This is a genomic window from Hominisplanchenecus murintestinalis, assembly GCF_943193015.1.
Lineage (GTDB): Bacteria > Bacillota > Clostridia > Lachnospirales > Lachnospiraceae > Hominisplanchenecus_A > Hominisplanchenecus_A murintestinalis.
Genome location: NZ_CALPCM010000007.1, coordinates 59,306 through 80,095 on the forward strand (window position 1 = coordinate 59,306; position 20,790 = coordinate 80,095).

Annotated in this window: 17 protein-coding genes; all 17 read left to right on the top strand. The window is 45.7% G+C overall.

Annotated features, from left to right (window positions below; all coding sequences use genetic code 11):
* Positions 1-9: 9 nt before the first annotated feature.
* The 17 genes from NFR99_RS04540 to NFR99_RS04620 all read left to right on the top strand — a co-directional run bounded on the left by NFR99_RS04540 (position 10) and on the right by NFR99_RS04620 (position 20,774).
* Positions 10-786: an ABC transporter ATP-binding protein gene (locus NFR99_RS04540; RefSeq protein ID WP_120481390.1), complete on the top strand. Its 777-nt coding sequence runs from the start codon at positions 10-12 to the stop codon at positions 784-786.
* Between the two features lie 35 nt (positions 787-821).
* The gene (locus tag NFR99_RS04545; protein ID WP_120481391.1) at positions 822-2,633 is read left to right on the top strand and encodes a glycosyltransferase; all 1,812 of its coding nucleotides are present in this window, start codon (positions 822-824) and stop codon (positions 2,631-2,633) included.
* 12 nt (positions 2,634-2,645) lie between these two features.
* The gene (locus NFR99_RS04550; RefSeq protein WP_135975038.1) at positions 2,646-3,863 is read left to right on the top strand and encodes a polysaccharide pyruvyl transferase family protein; all 1,218 of its coding nucleotides are present in this window, start codon (positions 2,646-2,648) and stop codon (positions 3,861-3,863) included.
* Positions 3,864-4,964, top strand: coding sequence for a UDP-galactopyranose mutase (glf, locus tag NFR99_RS04555; RefSeq protein WP_251352932.1), 1,101 nt, complete (start codon positions 3,864-3,866; stop codon positions 4,962-4,964).
* A 42-nt stretch (positions 4,965-5,006) separates the two neighbouring features.
* On the top strand, positions 5,007-6,194 hold the full coding sequence (locus tag NFR99_RS04560; protein WP_168354723.1) for a Coenzyme F420 hydrogenase/dehydrogenase, beta subunit C-terminal domain: 1,188 nt from the start codon (positions 5,007-5,009) through the stop codon (positions 6,192-6,194).
* 21 nt (positions 6,195-6,215) lie between these two features.
* Positions 6,216-7,427: a polysaccharide pyruvyl transferase family protein gene (locus NFR99_RS04565; protein ID WP_251352934.1), complete on the top strand. Its 1,212-nt coding sequence runs from the start codon at positions 6,216-6,218 to the stop codon at positions 7,425-7,427.
* Between the two features lie 11 nt (positions 7,428-7,438).
* Positions 7,439-9,349 carry a hypothetical protein gene (locus NFR99_RS04570; RefSeq protein WP_135975030.1) on the top strand — a complete coding sequence of 637 codons (1,911 nt, stop codon included), beginning with the start codon at positions 7,439-7,441 and terminating at the stop codon, positions 9,347-9,349.
* Positions 9,350-9,528: 179 nt separating this feature from the next.
* Positions 9,529-10,500, top strand: a complete 972-nt coding sequence (locus NFR99_RS04575) for a glycosyltransferase family 2 protein (protein ID WP_135975027.1) — start codon at positions 9,529-9,531, stop codon at positions 10,498-10,500.
* Between the two features lie 41 nt (positions 10,501-10,541).
* On the top strand, positions 10,542-12,080 hold the full coding sequence (locus tag NFR99_RS04580) for a polysaccharide pyruvyl transferase family protein (protein ID WP_251352936.1): 1,539 nt from the start codon (positions 10,542-10,544) through the stop codon (positions 12,078-12,080).
* Entirely contained in the window at positions 11,984-12,199 is a 216-nt protein-coding gene (locus tag NFR99_RS04585) for a Coenzyme F420 hydrogenase/dehydrogenase, beta subunit C-terminal domain (protein ID WP_251352938.1), read from the top strand. Before NFR99_RS04580 ends, NFR99_RS04585 begins: the two co-directional genes overlap by 97 nt.
* Before the next feature lie 128 nt (positions 12,200-12,327).
* Complete coding sequence (locus NFR99_RS04590; RefSeq protein WP_160216353.1) at positions 12,328-12,516, top strand: hypothetical protein; 189 nt, start codon at positions 12,328-12,330, stop codon at positions 12,514-12,516.
* 49 nt (positions 12,517-12,565) lie between these two features.
* Positions 12,566-13,552 carry a lysylphosphatidylglycerol synthase domain-containing protein gene (locus NFR99_RS04595; protein ID WP_251352939.1) on the top strand — a complete coding sequence of 329 codons (987 nt, stop codon included), beginning with the start codon at positions 12,566-12,568 and terminating at the stop codon, positions 13,550-13,552.
* Between the two features lie 46 nt (positions 13,553-13,598).
* On the top strand, positions 13,599-14,687 hold the full coding sequence (locus NFR99_RS04600) for a glycosyltransferase family 2 protein (RefSeq protein WP_160216351.1): 1,089 nt from the start codon (positions 13,599-13,601) through the stop codon (positions 14,685-14,687).
* 63 nt (positions 14,688-14,750) lie between these two features.
* Entirely contained in the window at positions 14,751-16,223 is a 1,473-nt protein-coding gene (locus tag NFR99_RS04605; protein WP_120481401.1) for a lipopolysaccharide biosynthesis protein, read from the top strand.
* Between the two features lie 56 nt (positions 16,224-16,279).
* On the top strand, positions 16,280-17,515 hold the full coding sequence (locus NFR99_RS04610; protein ID WP_120481402.1) for an MORN repeat-containing protein: 1,236 nt from the start codon (positions 16,280-16,282) through the stop codon (positions 17,513-17,515).
* A 35-nt stretch (positions 17,516-17,550) separates the two neighbouring features.
* Positions 17,551-18,864, top strand: coding sequence for a nucleotide sugar dehydrogenase (locus tag NFR99_RS04615; RefSeq protein ID WP_120481403.1), 1,314 nt, complete (start codon positions 17,551-17,553; stop codon positions 18,862-18,864).
* 23 nt (positions 18,865-18,887) lie between these two features.
* A complete protein-coding gene (locus NFR99_RS04620) occupies positions 18,888-20,774 on the top strand; it encodes a hypothetical protein (RefSeq protein ID WP_251352941.1) in 1,887 nt (628 codons plus the stop codon).
* The last annotated feature ends 16 nt before the right edge of the window (positions 20,775-20,790 follow it).

The window sequence follows — 20,790 nt, forward strand, 5'->3', positions numbered from 1 at the left end:
AAAAAAGAGATGAAAGATAAGGAATATATCATTGATGTGGATCATGTGACCATCCGGTTTAATAAGTCAAGGCAGGGCGTGGATAATCTGAAAGAGTACGTTATCCATATGCTTAAACGAGAACTGCTGTTTCAGGAGTTCCTGGCAGTCAAGGACGTCTCCCTGAAAGTGAAGCGGGGGGAAGCCTGGGGGCTGATTGGTACCAACGGTTCCGGAAAATCTACGCTTTTGAAGGCCATCAGTGGTATTATGAAGCCATATAAGGGAACAATTACCATAAGAGGGGGCATTGCGCCGTTGATTGAGCTGGGTGCAGGATTTGATGCAAATCTGACTGCGCGGGAAAATATTTTTATGAACGGGGCGGTGCTGGGGCACTCCGAGAAGTTTATGCAGGAGCATTTTGATGATATTGTGGACTTTGCAGATATCGGAGATTTTCTGGATTCCCCAATTAAGAATTATTCTTCCGGTATGAAGGCAAGGCTGGGATTTTCCGTGGCAACTATGGTAAAACCGGATATCCTGATTGTAGATGAGGTGCTGGCGGTCGGGGATTTCCTGTTCCGGAAAAAATGCCAGAAGAGGATGCAGGAGATGCTTTCCGGAGGAACGACGCTGCTTTTTGTGTCCCATAACCTGGAACAGGTGCGGGATTTGTGCGACCATGCGCTGTGGCTGGATAAGGGCGAAGCTGTGATGAGCGGCGGGGTGCATGAAGTGTGCGACGCATATCAGGAGCTGGAGCATGATATAAATGCTGCCAAAAAGAAAAAGAAACGATAAATTACGGCTTGATAAAGGCTGCTGGAGGTTAAGGTATGGATTTAAAAAGGATTTTGCTGCCATCTGTGATAGAGTCGGAAGAAAAGCTGTATTACCGCAGGGATGGCAAGGTATCGGCAGAGCCGGATGGAAGCCTGAGATTTGGGTTGAATGGAAGTGTCGGTTTTGACACGTATTTTAATGGCTTTTCAACGGGAAAATGGCGGAAATATACGGTTGTGGATAAAGTGCAGCTTATTCTGGAATTTCAGGGGACATTTTCTGTAGAACTGGTGTATCAATATCTGCAGAGTGGGGAAGTAAAAGAAGAAATTCTGGAAAACCGTGAAATTTCAAGCGCCGGGAGGACACAGGAGGCGTTTGATTTTGGAAACTGCAGAGAAGAGGGAATCTTTGCCATGCGCTGCCTTTCCCTGGCAGAGGACGGCATGATTTTCGGAGGGCGTTATGTGAATGAAAAGCTGATGCCTGCGAATCTGAATGTGAATATCATGGTAGATATCTGCACTTTTAAACGTGAGGAATATGTGTACAGGAATTTGAACCTGCTGAAGGAGCAGATTTTAGAAAATCCGGAGTCTCCGCTTTACCGTCATTTGTATGTCCATATTTCAGATAATGCAAAGACTCTGGATACTTCCATAGCAGACGGCACGATTGTGAAAGTTTCTCCCAATAAGAATGCCGGGGGCGTGGGAGGCTTTACGCGGGGAATCATTGAGGCGATGAGCCTTGCGAAGCAGAGGGACATCAGCCATGTGCTTTTAATGGACGACGATGCCATGATAGAGCCTGCGAGCCTGGAAGTTACCTATAGTTTTTTATCTGTTCTGAAAGAGGAATACCAAGACTATACTCTGGCTGGTTCTATTATCCAGTTGAACAAGCCTTATCTCCAGTATGAGGAGGGAGCGCAGTGGAACCAGGGGGCTATTGAGGCTCTGAAACACAAAGTGGATTTGCGGGAAGTGAAAGTGCTTCTCCTAAATGAAGATGAGTCGGAAAAAGTAGAATATGCGGGCTGGTGGTACTGCTGTATTCCGCTGAGCGTGATCAGTAAAGAAAATCTGCCGCTGCCGCTGTTTATTCACAGGGATGATGTGGAGTATGGGCTGCGGACAGGGAAAGGATTTATTTACCTGAACGGTGTGGGCGTATGGCACGAGGCTTTTGAAAATAAGGTTTCCGGGCCGCTGGAGTATTATGATATCCGGAACCACTGTATTGTAAATGCGGTGCATTGCCCGGACTACGGGGCAAAGAAGATGAAGCGGCTGCTGCTGAAATGGGCCAGTTCGAATATTGCGAAATATCGTTATAAATATGCAGATTTGAATCTGCGCGGCGTGGAGGATTTCTTAAAAGGCGCCGACTGGTTTATGCGCCAGGAGCCTGTCGAGCTCCATGCAGAAATCTGTAAGCTGAATTATCAGGCAAAGCCGAAAGAAGAATATATCGGATATAAAGGAATCACAGAAGAAGATTATGATTGGGAGAAGCTGATTACGCCGGATAAGTCGGACTTTATTCCGGTGTGGAAAAAGCTTTGCCACCTGATTTTTATTAATGGCTATATTCTTCCGGCAAAGAAGGGCAAGGTGCCTGTAGTTCCGCCCTATAACAATATTTACAAAATGTTCCGTCTGTCGGAGACAATCATGACAGATGCGGCGGGAAATTCCGTGTCTACAAAGAGAAGCTTTAAACGTATGGTACAGTGTTACAGAAACCTGTTTAAAGTTATGCGGCGGATGGATAAAGAATATGAGGCGGCGAAGAAATCTTATCAGGAGCGTTATAGAGAGATGGCGAACCTGGATTTCTGGAGAAAGTACCTTGAACTGTAAAGGAGTATTGTTTTGGGTGATATAGAGAAGCGTGACGTAGCGGTATTTGGCCTGTGGTGGAGCTGGAACTATGGCAGTATCATGACTTACTATGCCCTTTACCGCACAATAAAGGATTTGGGGTATTCGGTTACGATGATAGACCGTCCGGGGTTTAAACCGGACGCTCCAATCTACCATTCTCATGGAAGAAGGTTTGCGAAGGAACATTATGAAGCGATTACTCCGGTATTTGGCTTTGGCGAAATGCGGGAGTTAAACGCATATGCGGATACCTTTGTGATGGGGTCTGACCAGGTGTGGAATTATGGCATTTGCCGACATTACCGGGGAGGGATGTTTTTTCATTTTTTGGATGATGATAAGCGCAGGCTTTCGTATGCGGCATCTTTCGGGCATCCGGGATTTTTTGCCCCAGAGGAAGAGGTGGCGGTGACAAAGAGCTATTTGAGGAAGTTTGACGCCATTTCTGTCCGGGAGGAAGATGCAGTTGGCGTAGTGAACCATACGTTCGGACTGCAGGCAGCCAGGGTACTGGATCCGGTGTTTCTTCCCGACAGGGAGATTTACAGTGTTCTGGCAGGAAAATCAGAGGCAAAGAGGAATCCTTTGGTGGCAGGGGATTTTATTGCTGTATATATCCTGGACGGAAACCCGGAGAAGAAGGCGGCGGCGGAGTATCTATCAGAAAGGCTGGCGCTCCCGCTTGTGGTGATGCTGGACGGCACGATGGCGAATTTTGAGGTGAACAGGGAGAAGCTTGGGCTGTATCCGGCGGCAGAGAATCTCCAGGTGGAGGATTGGCTGTACTATATTGAAAATTGCCGTTATCTGATTACCGATTCCTGTCATGGGGCGAGTTTTGCCATTATCCATGAGAAGCCTTTTGTGTGTATTGAGAATGAGGGAAGGGGGATTTCAAGGTTTGAATCCCTGGGAAGGGTGTTTGGACTGAGAAACCGTTTTGTGTCGGACGCTGCCCGGATACGGGAGAGGGAGGATCTGCTGCTGCCTCCGGACTACGGGCGTGTGCGCGGGATTCTGGAACAGGAGAGGGCAAGATGCCTGGAATGGCTGGCGGAAGCACTGGAGAGAGAAGTTCTTCCGGTGGGGGAGAAAGGGAATGAATATCTTCCGCCCGGACAGCTTCTGCATGATTTAGCTGCCGGATGTTATCGGAGGATGAAACGTATATACCGTAAATTATTTCGTGACGAAAGGAGAGCATAAATGAAATATGATTATCTAATCGTGGGCGCAGGGCTTTATGGGGCGGTATTTGCCCATGAAGCGAAGAAGGTTGGAAAGACATGTCTGGTAATTGATAAGCGTGGGCATATTGCCGGAAATATTTATTGTGAGGATATGGACGGGATTCATGTCCACAAATACGGCGCGCATATTTTCCATACCAGCAATAAAAAGGTGTGGGAGTATGTGAATCAGTTTGCGGAGTTCAACCATTATGTGAATTCTCCGGTGGCTGTCTACAAAGACGAGCTGTATAATCTGCCATTCAATATGAATACGTTCAGTAAGATGTGGGGGGTCAAGACTCCGGAGGAAGCGCAGGCGAAGATTGAAGAGCAGCGCGCCGAGCTGAATATTACGGAGCCGAAAAACCTTGAGGAGCAGGCGCTTTCTCTGGCTGGGCGTGATGTGTACGAAAAGTTGATTAAGGGCTATACGGAGAAGCAGTGGGGACGTCCCTGTACGGAGCTTCCGGCATTTATCATCAAGAGGCTTCCGTTCCGCTTTATGTATGACAATAATTATTTTAATGACAGATATCAGGGAATTCCTGTAGGCGGATACACTCCGGTTGTTGAGAAGATGCTGGATGGAATCCCGGTGAAATTGAATACGGACTATTTTACGTTTATCAAAGAAAATCCTGAAATTGCAGATAAGACGTTGTTTACCGGGATGATTGATGAGTTTTACGGATATAAGCTGGGCGCCCTGGAGTACCGTACCGTGCGGTTTGAGACAGAAAAGCTGGATATGGAGAATTACCAGGGAAATGCTGTGGTAAACTATACAGACAGGGAAGTGCCTTACACCAGGATTATCGAGCACAAACATTTTGAGTTTGGGAAGCAGCCGGCGACTGTGATTTCCAGGGAGTATTCTTCTGAGTGGAAACCGGGAATCGAGCCGTATTACCCGATTAATGACGAAAAGAACAATGAACTATTTGCCCGGTATCGTGCGCTGGCGGAGAAAGAGGAGAAAGTAATCTTCGGCGGGCGTCTGGGAAATTACAGATATTATGATATGGATAAGGTGATTGAAGCAGCCCTGGAGATGGCGGAGAAAGAGCTGGCATAAAATAGCAGGAATCGGGCCGCAGTGTGCGGCATGGAGGTATCAATGCCTGAGGTGTGTAAAAATATTAAGATTCTGCCGGAGGAGAGGTGCTGTGGCTGTGCGGCATGTTTCAATAGCTGTCCGGTGGATGCGATTGAGATGAGAGAAAACAGGGACGGATTTTTGTATCCGCACGTGAAGGAAGAGGTATGCATCAATTGTGGAAAATGCGTGAGAGCGTGCCCGGAACTGACGCCGAAGTTTTCCAACAGGGAGGAGCCGGCATGTTTTGCTGCTTATGCAGAGGATGAGGTACGGATGAAAAGTTCTTCCGGCGGAATCTTTACTCTTCTGGCTGAGAAGGCCCTGAAAACAGGAGGCTGTGTATGCGGTGTGGCAATGGATGAAGAGTTTTCGGCGGAACACAGAATTATCTGTTCTGCGGAGGAACTGGGGAAACTGCGTGGTTCGAAATATGTCCAGAGCCGGGTAGGCACGGTTTACCGCGAAATTAAAAAGCTTTTGGATGAAGGGAAACATGTGCTATTCAGCGGGGTTCCCTGCCAGGTGGCCGGATTGAAGGGATATCTGCACCGGAATTATGAAAATCTGTTTACCGTGGATGTCGTGTGTCATGGCGTGCCTTCGCCCGGGGTGTTCCGAAAATACCGGACGGAAAAATACGGAAAAAACCTGAAAAGCTTTCAATTCCGGACAAAAGAGTTTGGGCATAACTGTAACCACTGCATTGCCACATTGAAGAATGGTAAGAGAATCGTGGGAAATCAGGCAAATGACGCGTATGAGAGAGCCTTTCACGGTTCTCTGATGCTACGGTCTTCCTGCGGGGAGTGCAGTTTTGCGCCATTACCGAGGCAGGGGGATTTGACACTGGGTGATTTCTGGCACATTGCCAAGTACAATCCCGGGTTTGCCAGTGAAAAAGGAGTTTCCCTGGTGCTCATCAACAGTGAGAAGGGTGAGAAAGCCTGGGCGGATATTTGTTCACGGCTAAAACTTTGTGAGCCTGTTCCCCTGGACTTTGCGTTGAAGCATAATCGGTTCCGCAGCAAGATACGGATACCGGAAGGGCGGGAGAAGTTTTTTGAGGAGAACAGGAAGCAGACATTTAAGAAGGCTGTGGAGATAGCCGGCGGGCAGAAATTTTCAAAAAAAGCGGCGGCAAAGCAGTGGCTAAAGCGTGTACTTCCGGAGGAAGTAGTAAAAGCGGTGAAAAGGATGAAGAAGTAGTTTTTTGGATGTCACGCGGCAATGCGTCAGAAAGAGGAAGAAATGGAACATTACGATGTGGGAATACTGGGCGTGTGGTTTGGGTGCAATTATGGAAGTATTGCCACCTATTATGCGCTGGAGCAGACAATTGAATCTATGGGTTACCGGGTTCTGATGGTTCATCAGCCCAGGCTTAAGCCGGATGACGGCCGGATGAAGGGACGTCATTCGATACGTTTTGCCGAGGAACACTATACCATCAGCGAGACTTACCATGTTTCGGAAATCGGAGTGCTGAACCAGATGTGCGACGCGTTTGTGCTTGGTTCAGATCAGATTTGGAATTATGGAGTGACCAAAATTTTCGGCCACAGCTATTTTCTGGACTTTGTGGATGACGCGAAGAAGAAAATTGCTTATGCTACTTCTTTTGGATCGGGGAAATTTCTGGCGCCAAGAGCCTTTGCAAAGAAAGCAAGAGCATGTATGCGCCGGATGGACGCAGTTTCTGTCCGGGAAGCGGAAGGTGTGGAAATCTGCCGGAATACGTTTGGCGTCGAAGCCGTCCATGTGCTGGATCCGGTGCTGATGTGCGAGCCTCATGTGCTGGGGGATTTGACAGAGAAATCCGGGAGAGAAGAAAAGGAACCGTTTGTCGCGTCCTATATTCTGGATCCCACGCCTGAGAAGCGGGAAGCGCTGCTGTATGTTTCAAAGCAAAAGGGGAAGAAGCTGGTAAATATGCTGGATGGATGGCAGAATAAGTTCCAGGCGAATAAAGAAAGGCTTAATCTGGAGAATACCGTTGAAAATCTCCAGGTGGAGGACTGGCTGTATTATTTTAAAAACAGTGATTTTGTGATTACAGATTCCTTCCATGGAACATGTATGGCAATTCTTTTCCATAAGCCGTTTATCGCTATCGGAAATCCGGGGCGGGGCAGTTCACGGTTTGAGTCGCTGCTGGGGACGCTGGGGCTGACCAATCGGTATGTGATGGATGTGAAAGATATCCTGCGGTGCGGGGAACTGCTGACAGACGTAGATTATTCTCCGGTAGATGCAATTCTTACAAAGCAGAGAAAAGAGTCCAGACAATGGCTCTCAGACGCCCTGGAAGGAAAGAAAGAGAACAGGAAGCTTTCTGCAGGCGCAAAGCTGCGCAGCTTTATCGGCCTGCAGCGTGCCTGTGCAGAATATGATTTCCGCAACAGGATAAAGCCCCTGGCGAAACGGATCTTGAGACGGTAGGAGGGATAAGTGTGAAGATGAATGAAACGTACAGACGGCGCATAGATATGCTGCTTGTATTCTTACTTGCGATGGCGCCCAGGCTGATATTGATTTTTACCGTGTCAGACCCATTGCGGACGCCTATGGATGAAATGTCCACTATGTCTGCGGGCGCGTGGGCGGCGGGAATGGACTGGACGAAAGCGGCTGAGTATGGAGGACGTTATTATGGCGGCGGCATGACGATTCTGATGGCGCCGCTGTTCTGGATGTTCTCGAACCCGGTGGCATTGTACCGGGCGTGTCTGGTATTTTGTGCGGTACTGCAAAGCCTGGCGGCGCCGATTGCTTACCATATTCTGAATGTACACATGAAAGTGGAGAAGAAAATATATCTCTATCTGGCATCTCTGGCAGCCGGGTTTATGATGGTGAACCGGGCGCTGGTGGTATATAACGAGCATATGCTTATACTGGCATCCTGGCTGACTGCGCTGATTCTCTGTAAGCTGATTGCAGAGGACAGGAAGGAGAGGCGGGATTACCGAAAGCAGGCAGCCTATTCAGTGGTGCTTATGGTTCTGCTGTCTTACAGCTTAACACTCCATACACGGGCGAAAACTTTGTGGATTGCCCTGGTGCTTCTGGTGCTTTTGTATTTTCTGATGTATAAGAGCTGGCTGGTGGCAAAAATTCCGGCGCTGGTTTCCGGTATAACAGGATATTGGCTGGCAGGGCGGTTTATCTACTGGGCAAAGACGACGCTGTGGCTGTGGCATGAAGGCGAGAAGTTGGAAAATACGGCGGTAAACCTGAATTTGTCAGTAAAGCTTCTTCTTTCGCCTGCTTCCTGGCAGGGATGGTTTGCCACGGTATTGGGGCAGGTGCATGTCAGCGTGATTTTTACGGGCGGGTTTTCAGCAATCGCGATTACGCTGCTGATGATTTATATCTGTAAAAACGGAAAGGCGCTCTTTTTCAAGAAGAAAAAACATCCGGTAACAGAGAATTTCGAACAGTTGGAAGTGAAAACGTATATCCTGGTGCTGGGAATCTTCTTTTTGATGTGTATCGGGGCGACGATTCTGGCTCAGAGCATTTCCTGGCTGTTCCGTGTGGAGGAGGCTCTGAGAAACAGCCCCTGGCATTCAACGGCTTACGGATACAAAGCTTTCACGTATTTCCGCTACTATGGCTCCTATATAGGGCCGTTCTTCCTGGCGGCGCTGGCATACATTTACCATTACCGGATACATCTCAAGAAATACCTTCCAGCAGTTTTTGCAGTATTCGTGGGACTGCAGATTCTGTTCCTGTGCGCGGTGCTTCCCCATATCACAAACAATATGGTAGCGTCCGAGGTGTACTGGGCGTTCGGCCTGCATAAAGCATTAAGCGACCCTATGCGCCTGCGTGTTTACCTGGGCGGCGTACTGGTGTGCAGCATAAGCTTTTTGGTAATGTTTGTGTGCCTGTGCAAAGGGAAGAGGACACTGCCTGCGGCGCTGCTTCTGGCGCTTCTGGTTTATCAGTATGTTTACAACGGCGTATATGTGGATGGTTCTTACTCGGAACGTTACCACACAAGGGCAGAACAGGGGTATGAGCTTATCCATGGACTGGAGGAGGCGGGCTGTGAACTGCCCGGCGAGATTTACGTATCAGGATACAAAGAGAGCCAGACACAGAAAGCACTGTTTACCTACCAGTTTATGCTGAACCGTTACCGGATACTTCCCGGCGTGCCGGAGGAATCCGTAGAAGACGCCATTATCCTGGGCACAAAATTGAATTATGACGAGTTGATACAGGCAGGGTATTCCTGCGCTGATTTAAACAAAACGGAATCTGTCTATGTAAAAGGTGAGAAGTACCGGGATATGATAGAGGAATATGCAGGGCTGTCATTTGCCGGGGCGGGACAGGAAGCCGAAGGCTGAACTGTTACCAATTTGAAAGCAGCCCCGATACTTTCGGTTGACTTCCGGGTACTTTGATAGTAAGATGAAGTGGATATATCCGGTTTTTGGATAACAATAGGAAAATAAGAGAAAAATACAGGTGAGAAGGGCAAGCCCATCCCTGAGAGGAGCCGCGTGTGTGCGGTACGGGAGGTACAATGAAGCTGATTATACAAATTCCATGTTACAATGAGGCGGAAACTCTGGAAATCGCATTGAACGATTTGCCGAAGAAGATTGATGGCATTGATGAGATTGAATATCTGATTATCAATGACGGAAGCAAAGACAATACGGTTCAGGTAGCGAAAGACTGGGGCGTTCATTATGTGGTGAATTTTAAGAAAAATAAAGGTCTTGCCAAAGGATTTATGGCGGGTATTGACGCGTGCCTGAGAAACGGGGCGGATATTATCGTAAATACAGATGCGGACAACCAGTATAACGGTGAGGATATTGAAAAACTGGTACGTCCGATTCTGGAGGAAAAGGCGGATATTGTAATCGGGGAACGTCCCATTGATGATACAGAGCACTTTTCACCGTTGAAAAAGAAACTTCAGCATTTCGGGAGCTGGACGGTGCGCGTGGCTTCAAAGACAGATATTCCCGACGCGCCGAGCGGATTCCGGGCATACAGCCGGGATGCGGCGATGCGCCTGAATGTGACAAATGAATATACGTATACCCTGGAAACGATTATTCAGGCGGGAAGAAATAAGATAGCGATGAAGTCCGTGCCGGTCCGCACGAACCCGGAGCTTCGGAAATCCAGGCTCTTTTCGAGCATGTTTGGTTATGTGAAGCGTTCAATGGTGACGATTGTGCGTTCTTTTATGATGTACAAGCCGCTGCGTTTCTTTACGTTAATCGGCGGTATCTTCCTGCTGATCGGCCTGGCGCTGGGTATCCGTTTTCTGGTGTATTTCTTCATGGGCGCCGGGACGGGGCATATTCAGTCGCTGATTTTGGCCAGCACGCTGTCGATGATGGGATTTATGACGGTGATTATCGGCCTGCAGGCGGACGTCATCGCGGGCAACAGGAAGCTGCTTGAGGATATCCAGTACCATGTGCGGAAGCTGGACTATGACGCAGAGAATTCCAGACCATCAGAAGAGGATAAATAGTATGAGAGATGTGGTAATCGCGATTACGGCTGCCAGCTACAGTGGAAATAAGAGCGCGGGCGGCGGTGCCGATGCTTCTGGGCGTTCCAGCCATGAAATATTCCCAGGCTATGGGTACGTTCCATTCTTTTACAAACTGTTTCCTGGCAAAATGGATTTTGACGAAGATAAAACTTATCTGCGGCAGGGATGAGGGAACGCTGGAAAACCTGAAATCCATTGGGATTGAGGAAAATGTGCAGCTTTGTGCGGACGGGGCTTTTACGATGGCAGATGATGCACGTTGCAATGAGATGGTGGACGGGGTATGCCGCGCAGATGAGTTTTACCGTGCCTGCGGCAGTGCAGACAGCCGTCTGGTAGGGATTTCTATCAGTTCTGTCGTGGAGAAAAAGTGCGGCAAGATAAATATTGACTATAAAGGAATTATGGTTGATTTTATTGATAAACTGAACAGGGCAGGCTATAAAGTGCTGATTATCGCCAACGGCGCCCGGATAAACAGCCAAAAGCCGCGGAATAATGATCTTATGATTTGCGATGCGGTGTATGAGGGCGTGAAGGACAAGCGTATGGTGCGCTGGTATCATAAAGAAATGGAAGCAGAGGAAATCAGGGCATATCTGGGAAAATGCCGTTTCCTGGTGGCTTCAAGATTCCATGCGATGATTGGCGCGCTGGAGCAGAAAGTTCCCGTATTGCGGGTAGGATGGAGTCATAAATACCAGGAGGTGCTGGACTTCTTTCATCTGGGGCAGTATGCGATTGATTTTTCCAATTTGACTGCGGAATCTCTGGAGCAGGAGTTTTACAAGTTTGCGGAATGTGAAGATGAAATCAGGGGAAAGATTGAAGAGAGCTATGAAGCAGTGATGGAAAGCTCGCGGAAGAATATTGAGTATGTAGGCGCAATCGTAGACGAAATCGTGGCAAAGTCTGCGAAGAAAAAGAAGATTTTAGACTATAAGAATCCTGATAAATACCTGGGGACGCATGTGGCGTGCCGCAAAGGGTATGCACAGGATGAGGGAATCCGGGAGAATGCTGCGTCAGGCGGTATGGTTACGGCGCTGCTCTGCCATCTGCTAAAGACCGGGCAGATTGACGGAGCATGGGTGACAAAGACGAAAGTGGAAAACGGGGTTCTGGGTTATGATACGTTTATCGCTGTTACGGAAGAGGAGATAAGAGGCGCGTCGTCCAGTATTTATATGAATATCCCGCTATTGAAACATGTGGATATCGTGAGGAACTTTGACGGTAAGGTGGCTGTGGTCATGACGCCATGTATGCTGCACGGATTGGAGAAGCTGATGGAGAAGGATGCCGGGCTGCGGGAGAAAATCGTGCTGAAGCTGGGACTGTATTGCAGCGGAAACCATTCGGACAAGGCGACGCTGCTTTCCCTGGAGCAGTCGAAGGTCAGCCTGGACGGGGCAGAGCGGCTGTATTATCGCCGTGGACATTGGAGAGGCTGTCGTCTGTGGTTTACAAGGACGGAAGCGAGAAAACTTTTTCCTATTCCAAGACCATCTGCGCTTACAAAAACGCTTACTTTTTTGAGAAAGGAAGCTGCATGACCTGCCAGGATCATTTTGCACTGGCGGCAGATATCAGTTTTGGCGATATCTGGCTGAAAGAGATGAAGGGAAACCCCATTAAGCATACGAGCTGTGTGATACGGAATGAAAAGGCATAGAAGCTGTATCGGTCGGCAGTAGAGGCAGGATCCATCGAAGATTCCCAGATCAGCGACAGGGGTATGGTGCGGAGCCAGAAGCCGCGCTGGTATTTAAGTATACATGTGCGGCGACGAAGCTGAAATATTTGGAGAAGCAGGGGCGGCATCCTGCCCTGACGGCAGATGATAAATGTAAGTGGAATCACAGGCTGGTATTTTATCTGGCAAGGAAAAATAAGGATTATTCAGAAAAGCATTATGACAGGCTGCGGAAAGTGCCGTATATTTTTATATATTATTATATGTGCTTTATACGTGTGCTATTGAGCTTTTGATAAAAGATAGGCGTATGGTTATGCAGGTTTAGCAAAGGATGATGGGAGTATGGCAAAAGGGACAAAAATCAGTACGGAAGAACTTGAGGTACAGAGCATGGAGGGGAAGGCGTCAGGAAGAAAGAAAACATGGATAAAGGTCCTGAAATACGGATTGCTGGTTCCGGTGGCAATTTTCCTGGCGCGGTATTTTTATGAAAATGCCGACATATACAGAAACCTGGATGTGACTATTCACTGGCCGGTATTTGCCGGGGCAGTGGGTTTTTATTTCCTTTATCAGGTAACCCTAGCATCCCTGTGGCATTATATAACGAAGCTGAATGGATGCGGTATCAACTATTTCAAGGCGATTACGGCATATTTGTATTCTATCCCGGGAAAATATATCCCGGGTAAAGTGTTTATGCTTTTGGCCAGGATTCCGGCTTATGAGGAGGCGGGCGTGCCGATCCGTAAGGTGACGATTTGTTTTTTCCTGGAAAATATATGCACCCTGTTGGGAGCGTCGTTCCTGTTCCTGGTGTCGCTGCTGTTCTTTCCGAATGATCTCCTGGCGGATTATCAGTGGGCGACAGCGGCGCTGGTCGTGGTGTTTTTCATTTGCATCAACCCGAAGATTATCAACTTCTTTCTGCGGATTTTGGAAAAGGTCATCCATAAAAAGGACATGGAAATACCGATTACTTATGGTGAGATGATTAAAGTGGTGCTGATGTTTATAGGCAATTGGGTCATTGTAGGCGTCGGTTTTTATATGCTGACCTGCTCTATCTATCCGATTCCCATGTCAGAAATGCTTTACAGCGCAGGAATTTTTGGGCTGTCCTGCATCATCGGCATCCTGGCGATTTTCGCCCCGTCGGGGCTGGGAGTCCGGGAGGGTATCCTCGTGCTGGGATTGGGGCTTATTATGCCGGAAGAGTATGCGGTGCTTATCTCTATCGTGTCCCGGCTGTGGATGACAGTATCTGAGCTGGCGCTGATTGGGATTGCGTTTGTGGTGAACCAGGTGATGGGGAGAAGGAAGAAATAGGAGAACTGTATCAGGCAAATTTGGAGATATAAGAAGGAGAGTTTCCATGATAAAAGTATCTGTTATTATTCCGATGTATAACGTGGAAAAATATATAGGTCAGTGCGTAGAAAGTGTGTGTGGGCAGACGCTTAGGGAACTGGAAGTTATTTGTATTGATGATGGGTCGAATGATGCTACAGCCCAGGTTGTTGAGAGTCTGAGAGAAAAGGATGAGAGGGTTTCATTAGTAGTCCAGAGGAATCAAGGGGTTTCCGCGTCCAGAAATGCAGGGTTAAAACTTGCCAGAGGCGAATATATTTCTTTTCTGGACAGTGATGATTATTTGAAAGAAAATGCTCTTGAAATTTTGTATGCGGAGGCTAAAGAAAAAGAACTGGATGAATTGTTTTATAACGCAGAATCTTTCTATGAATCAGAGGAATTGAAAGAAAAGCAGAAAGTTTATGAAGATTACTATGAGAGAAAAGGAGTTTATGATAAAGTATGCACTGGCAGAGAAATGTTTGTGGCTATGCATGCAAATGGGGAATTTAAGCCGTCTGTCTGTCTGCAGTTGTGGCGCAGGGAGTTTCTGGAAAGCTGCGGAGTTCTTTTCTATGAAGGAATTATTCATGAGGATAATCTATTTACAATTGAATGTATGGCAGAATCGCAGAGAACCTACTTTTTGAATGAACACTTATATATGCGCAGGGTCAGAGAGAACTCTATTATGACGAAGGAAAAAGAGTTTCTGAATGCCTACGGATATTTTAAGGTGATTTGTGAGCTGATTGCCTATGGAGAAAAGAAGTGTCTGAATATGGATAAAATATTCTGGAAAGCTTATATGAAGCGGCTGAAGATTTTGAGCGACATGAGCGTTCAGTGTGTTAGAAAGAGCGGTGAAAAGGGAGAAAGGGGCATGCTTAGCCTGGACGCAGGAGAGCAGCAGCTTTTTTATATTATTGTGCTGCACGGTGCAGAGGTGCGTGACAGACTTGAGAGAAGGATGGAAAGAATACAGAAAGAAAAAGACAAACTGGATGAAGAATTGCGGCAGCTTAAGCAGAGCCGTTCCTATGGAATAGGAAAAATGGTGACATGGCTTCCAGGGAAAATCAAGATGCTGATAAGAGGCAGAGAGGATTAGGAGTTGAAAGGAAAACAGATATGCCACTGCAGGGAGTGAGGTTTGTAAAGGAAGGTGAACTACTTGGCGGATAAAATAAACGCAAAAGGTTTTATTAAAAATATTGTCGGATTTTCCATGAGTACCTGGGTTGGATTTGCCATCAGTTTTTTTACGATTCCAATTATTACGAGGATTTTTGACCCTGACGCAATGGGGAAAATCAATATGTATACAACAATTGTGAATTTAGGGATGACAATTGTTCTGTGTGGGTTAGATCAAACGTATACACGTTTTTATTATGAGGGGATTCATGGAAAGAGTAGCCGTGTGATTTTTTCTTATGCCCTTATCGCGACAACATTTGTTTCGGCTGTGGCAATTTTGATTGCATTTCCGTTTCGCGAGAGGCTTGCCTATGAGGTGGTAGGGGAAGGAAAAGAGATAATATTTTGGTGTCTGGCAGTGAGCATTTATGCAATGGCAATTTTAAGATTGTATAATTTAAATTACCGGATGCGGCAGGATTGTATTCGGTTTTCTATACAGTCTTTGCTGATAGTGATGTGTACCAAAGTGGCGTATATTGTGTGTGCTGGATGGGACACTACATATTACAGCGCTGTATTGTTAAATTCAGGTTTGGTAGTGTTACTAATGGCTGTATACTGGTTCATTCAGAAAGACGCGAGGGTGTCTTCGGGAAAGGAACTGGTTTATGATAAAGAGACAGTGAGAGTGATGCTGAAGTTTGGCTTGCCGCTTATGCCCGCATCAATTATTGCCTGGCTGAATACTTCAATCTCAAATCTTCTGATAAAAGAGCAGCTGACGTTTACCGCTTTGGGCGTGTATTCTTCTGCACTTTCTATTGCATCTCTTATTAATCTGATTCAGGCAGGATTTAATATGTACTGGACAGCCTTTGTATATGAAAATTATAAGAAAGAACAGAAGAGAATTAGCGCTGTCCATAATTACATCACATATGTTATGGTATTATTTGGGATGGGAATTCTGCTTTTCCAGGATATTATTTTTCTTTTGTTGGGAGAATCCTACCGTTCATCCAAGAGTTTTTTCGCATTCCTTTTGATGGCGCCAATCTGTTATACGATTTCAGAGAGTACAGGAGTAGGGATTGCAATTGCAAAAAAGACTCAGTTAAACATGGTTTTTATCCTGGGCTCTCTAATTGTTAATGTGGCCGGATGCTATATTTTGATTCCCAGATATGGTTCAATGGGGGCGGCGATCGCTTCGGCGGCGGCAGGGCTTGTGTATCTGGCAATCCGAAGCGTATTGGGTGAAAAATATTATAAATGTGTAAATTCGTATAAAAAGAGCGTCACAGCTCTGATACTGATGTTGGCGGCATGTATTGTAAATATGTTTTTCAGCGAGAGTCCGTGGGTAAGAATAGGAAGTATTGTGCTGCTGATGATAGTACTGACCCTGCTGTATGTAAAAGAATTCATAAAGCTGTTCAAACTGGCAGCGGGGATTTTACAAGATATAGGGGGGCGTCTGCTCACTTTCTGGGATAAGCGTTGACGCAGTAAAATATTTGCTATATAATGTAAAGCAGTTTATGAATGAGGTGTCGTAATTTGAAAAAGAAAAAAATAGTTTCAGTGGTGTGTTTTGCAATGCTGTTAGCTATGGGATGCTCAAACAGCCAGCCGACAGAGCAGGCAGATATAAGCCATTCTTTTTACTGGGGGGGGACCGTCTGCACAGGGAATTATACCGGAGAAATGCAAGGAGGAAAACCTTGGGGGAAAGGAACTTTTCATGGATATGTGATGCGTGACGGGCAAGAGCAGGATAAAGTATCTTACACTGGTAAGTGGAAAGATGGGAGGCTGGCAGGTAAAGGGGTTTTTGAGAACCTTAGCAGGGGAGTTTCTTATGATGGAAAATTTTCTAATAATGCTAAAAATGGAGAGATAGTGGTAAAACAGGACGGCAGTAATACGTATGAAAAAGTTACTTTCCGGAAAGATATACCTTATGGCATTTCAGTTCTATATGATGAGAAAACGGATGGAATCATAGGTTATGACAGATATTATAAAGGCATACGGGTATCTGAAATCATAGCGGATGCCAGGAAATTTGATTATGCAGAACTGGTGTATAGTGCAGAAGAACACTATTATGAAAAAATAGCGCTGGACTGTCAGGTGGAGAAAAAAAGCATCAGAGAAATTACAATAGATGAAGAGAAGGAAGACAGTAAGGAAGCAGAGACAGAGCGGATAGCCGAGCTGCAGGTACGGGACAAATCGGGAAATCGTTATTTGATAGTATACAATATTGAATATCCCAGAATTGCAGAAAATTATATGCCGGATGTAGTTGTTGGAGAGCAGATTCGGGCGTACGCATTTACGAGAGGACTCTCAGAAATAGATGAAGGCGCATTGCAGGAAGGACAGTATCCTTTACTGGAAGGTGTAACGGCATTGCGGGAAGGATGTGAATTCAACTTTGAAAATCCGGCATATGAATATCAGAATTTCTTGGATTTTCCATATGAATATCAGGGGCTTAAAGCACAAATGTCTGGAACCATAAAGCAAATGCGGTTTGGTTCGGATGGGCAGATATTCCTGTTTGTTGAATCCCGGACATATTCTGAAGATGAGAGTAAGAATTATCTTTGTGTGTATGAGCCGTCAGATAAGGGAGATAATCAAATTGTGCCGATTGTAGGCGATAAAATCAATGTCAAAGGAAAATTTGACACTGTATATTTAAAAGCAGAGGGAGACAAGCTGTTGATGTATCCCCGGATTTTGATATCAAATAATTCATTGGAGATAAAAGAAAGGACAAAATAGCCTGGCGGCAGTTTTGTCAGATATGTGGAGGAAAAATGAAAGAATATTTGTTGAAAAAGATTAGTAACAGGGAAATTAGAGTAGGAGTTGTAGGTCTTGGGTATGTGGGACTTCCTTTGGCAGTAGAAAAGGCAAAAGCAGGTTTTCAGACGATTGGGTTTGATGTCCAGGATACGAAAGTACACATGGTAAATGAAGGGCACAACTATATCGGCGATGTTGTTGACAGTGACTTAAAGAGATTAGTAGACGAGAAAATGCTGGTTGCGACAACAGATTTCAGCTTTGTGAAAGATGTGGATTTTATTGCGATCTGTGTGCCGACGCCATTGGACGAGCATCAGCAGCCGGATATCAGTTATGTGAAAGCTTCTACAGAAGCAATTTCGAAATATCTGACAAAAAATACAATGGTGGTTTTGGAATCCACCACCTATCCAGGGACGACAGAAGAACTTATTCGGCCGATTTTGGAAGAGGGTTCCGGGTTGAAGTGTGGGGAAGACTTCTATCTTGGGTTTTCACCAGAACGTGTCGATCCTGGAAATTTGATTTATAAGACGAAAAACACGCCTAAAGTGGTAGGGGCGATTGGTAAAGATGCGACAGAGGTTATTGCGGCGATGTACCGTGCAGTTCTTGAAGGAGAAGTATGCGAAGTGTCGTCGCCGGCAATTGCCGAGATGGAAAAGATTTTGGAAAACACCTACAGGAATATTAATATTGGCCTGGTGAATGAACTGACGATGCTCTGCAACGAAATGGGCATCAGTATCTGGGAAGTGATCGACGCTGCAAAGACAAAACCATATGGGTTCCAGGCATTTTATCCGGGTCCGGGTTTGGGGGGGCATTGTATTCCTTTAGATCCATATTATCTCTCGTGGAAAGCGCGTGAGTATGGATTCCACACTTCGATGATTGAAAGTTCTATGATGATTAACGATCGTATGCCGGAATACTGTGTAGAGCGCGCAGGAAAAATATTAAACAGATTCCGCAAAGCGCTGAACGGTTCAAAAGTGCTGGTGCTGGGTGTGGCATATAAGCAGGATATAGATGATTACCGGGAAAGCCCTGCGCTCCGTGTGATTGAGGAGCTTCAGAAAGTGGGTGCAGAGGTTCGTTATTATGATCCATGGGTACAGGAGTACCGTTATAGGGGAGAATCCCGGAAAAGCGAGCCGGAAATGACGAAACAGCTTTTGGAAAGCTCGGATCTTGTCATGGTGACTGCCGCGCATACAAATGTGGATTATGAGTTTGTACAAAAACATGCAAAAGCCGTTTTTGACACAAAGAATGCGATGAAGAATGTGAAAAACAGAGAGAATATTGAGATACTATAAGAAGGCTGCGAGGAGATTTCCCCATGAGTAATATGGTAACATTGTCAATAATATTTTTATTATTTTTACTGATAACGTTATTTTGGTATCAGTTGTCCGGGCTTTGTACAGAGGAAAGTATGGCGGCGTCGGCAATTACGATCATGGCAGTAACATTTTTGTCAGGGTTTGCCGGAAATGTGAAGTATGTATACCTGGCATCGGCAATTCTTTCGATAGTTGGAATCGGATTATTTTTGATGAACAGGGGAAAAGGAAGAAAAAAAGAGAACTTTTGGGAAAGAGTATTCTCGTTCGTGTCACCTTCTATGGTAGTTATAGGAATTGTGTTTGTTTATTGTGGCGTTTGTTTCCGGAAAGCGTTGTTTACCTATCCGGATGAGATTTATCAGTGGGGAAGCGCCGTAAAGTATATGACAAATACTGGACGGCTTCCATATGGTTCAGAGTTTACGGGGCATGCCGGAACGTTTTCTATTTGCTCAACTTTTCAATATTTCTTTTCAGGTATTGGAGATTTTATAGAGAGTAATACCTATGTGGGGAATTTTATACTTACATTCATACCGGTTATGCTTCCTTGTCGGAAATCAGGCTGGAAGCGCTGGAAATCAGTGTTTGCTTATGCGGCGGCAGTATTTTTTTCTTTGAATTTAATCAGTTATGTTAAGTATTATACGATTTTGCAGGACTATGTGCTGCCGATGTGGGCGGGGGGAGTTCTTGCGTGGATTTTATGGAGAGGTGAGGAAAAAATTAACCAGATTCTCCTGTTTTGTAGTTTGGCGGTGACTGCCGCTATGAAGAGTCTGGTGGGACCATTATTTGTTTGTATGGTGATTTTGACTGCTTTTCTTTCGGATTATTTTAGAGACTGTGACGATCATGTGACAGATTTTAGAAAGCTTAGAGCGGTTCTTCAGAAGAAATATATCAAGTTTCTGCTTCTTCTGATTACGCCGTTTTTTGTGAATATCATCTGGTCAGGGGTAATATCCAGCAATGTGCTGAGCAGAGGGATTGGAACCGTAAATAAGAGCGCCTCCCAGATATTCAGTTCGATTTTGGACAAAAGTTTTGTTGTTATTGAGAGCAGTGGGAAGATACCCCATATGAGTTATGTGATTTTCTTTGGCTTGTATGCGATGGGGATATTTTTGCTGGTGTCTGTATTGAGAAAGCATAAAAATGAGATAAGAACAGTGCTGTTTCTTTATTTAGTGGGTGCATTTTTATATATGGGCGTCATGTTCTACGCCTATATGAATGTATTTGGAGCGTCAGATAGTGAAACGGTAGCAGGATTGGAACGGTATGCGGCATATTATATGCTGGTTGGGGTGTGTACGATGCTCTTTCCCATATTTTACCGGCTGCCGGAAATTGATAGAAGTTTGAAAATAAAAGCAGTTGCGGTAACGATTTCTGTTGCATGTCTGTATGGGACAAGCGGCAATTTTATCCCGAAGGTTTCAAGTCTCCGGAGAAGCCAGGAGAGCGAATGGAAAAAACGTGTTGAGACAAAAGAGCAGGTAGAAAAGTTTCGGGAGCTGGTGGGAGATGACGGACGTGTTTTTTTAATTGGGAAATTGGAAACAAACAATATAAAAATGCTGACTTATGAGTTAGGCAGACAGTATTCCTGGGATCTTGATAGCTATACGCTAGGGATGAGAAATAAAGGAAAGCAGATTTTAATTAATGTGGCAAAATATCCGGAGCTTCTGATAGAGACAGAATATAAATATGTATGGTTTTCAAATCCTAACGAGAAGAAGAAGGAATATGACTATCTGAGGCATTATTTTAAATTTGAGTCGGCAGAGGATGGGGATATTTACGAGATTCAGGAAGCAGACGGTGAATATCGTTTTAAATATCTGGGAAATGTACCTACATGGGAGGAATAGAAGGAAGATACAGGTG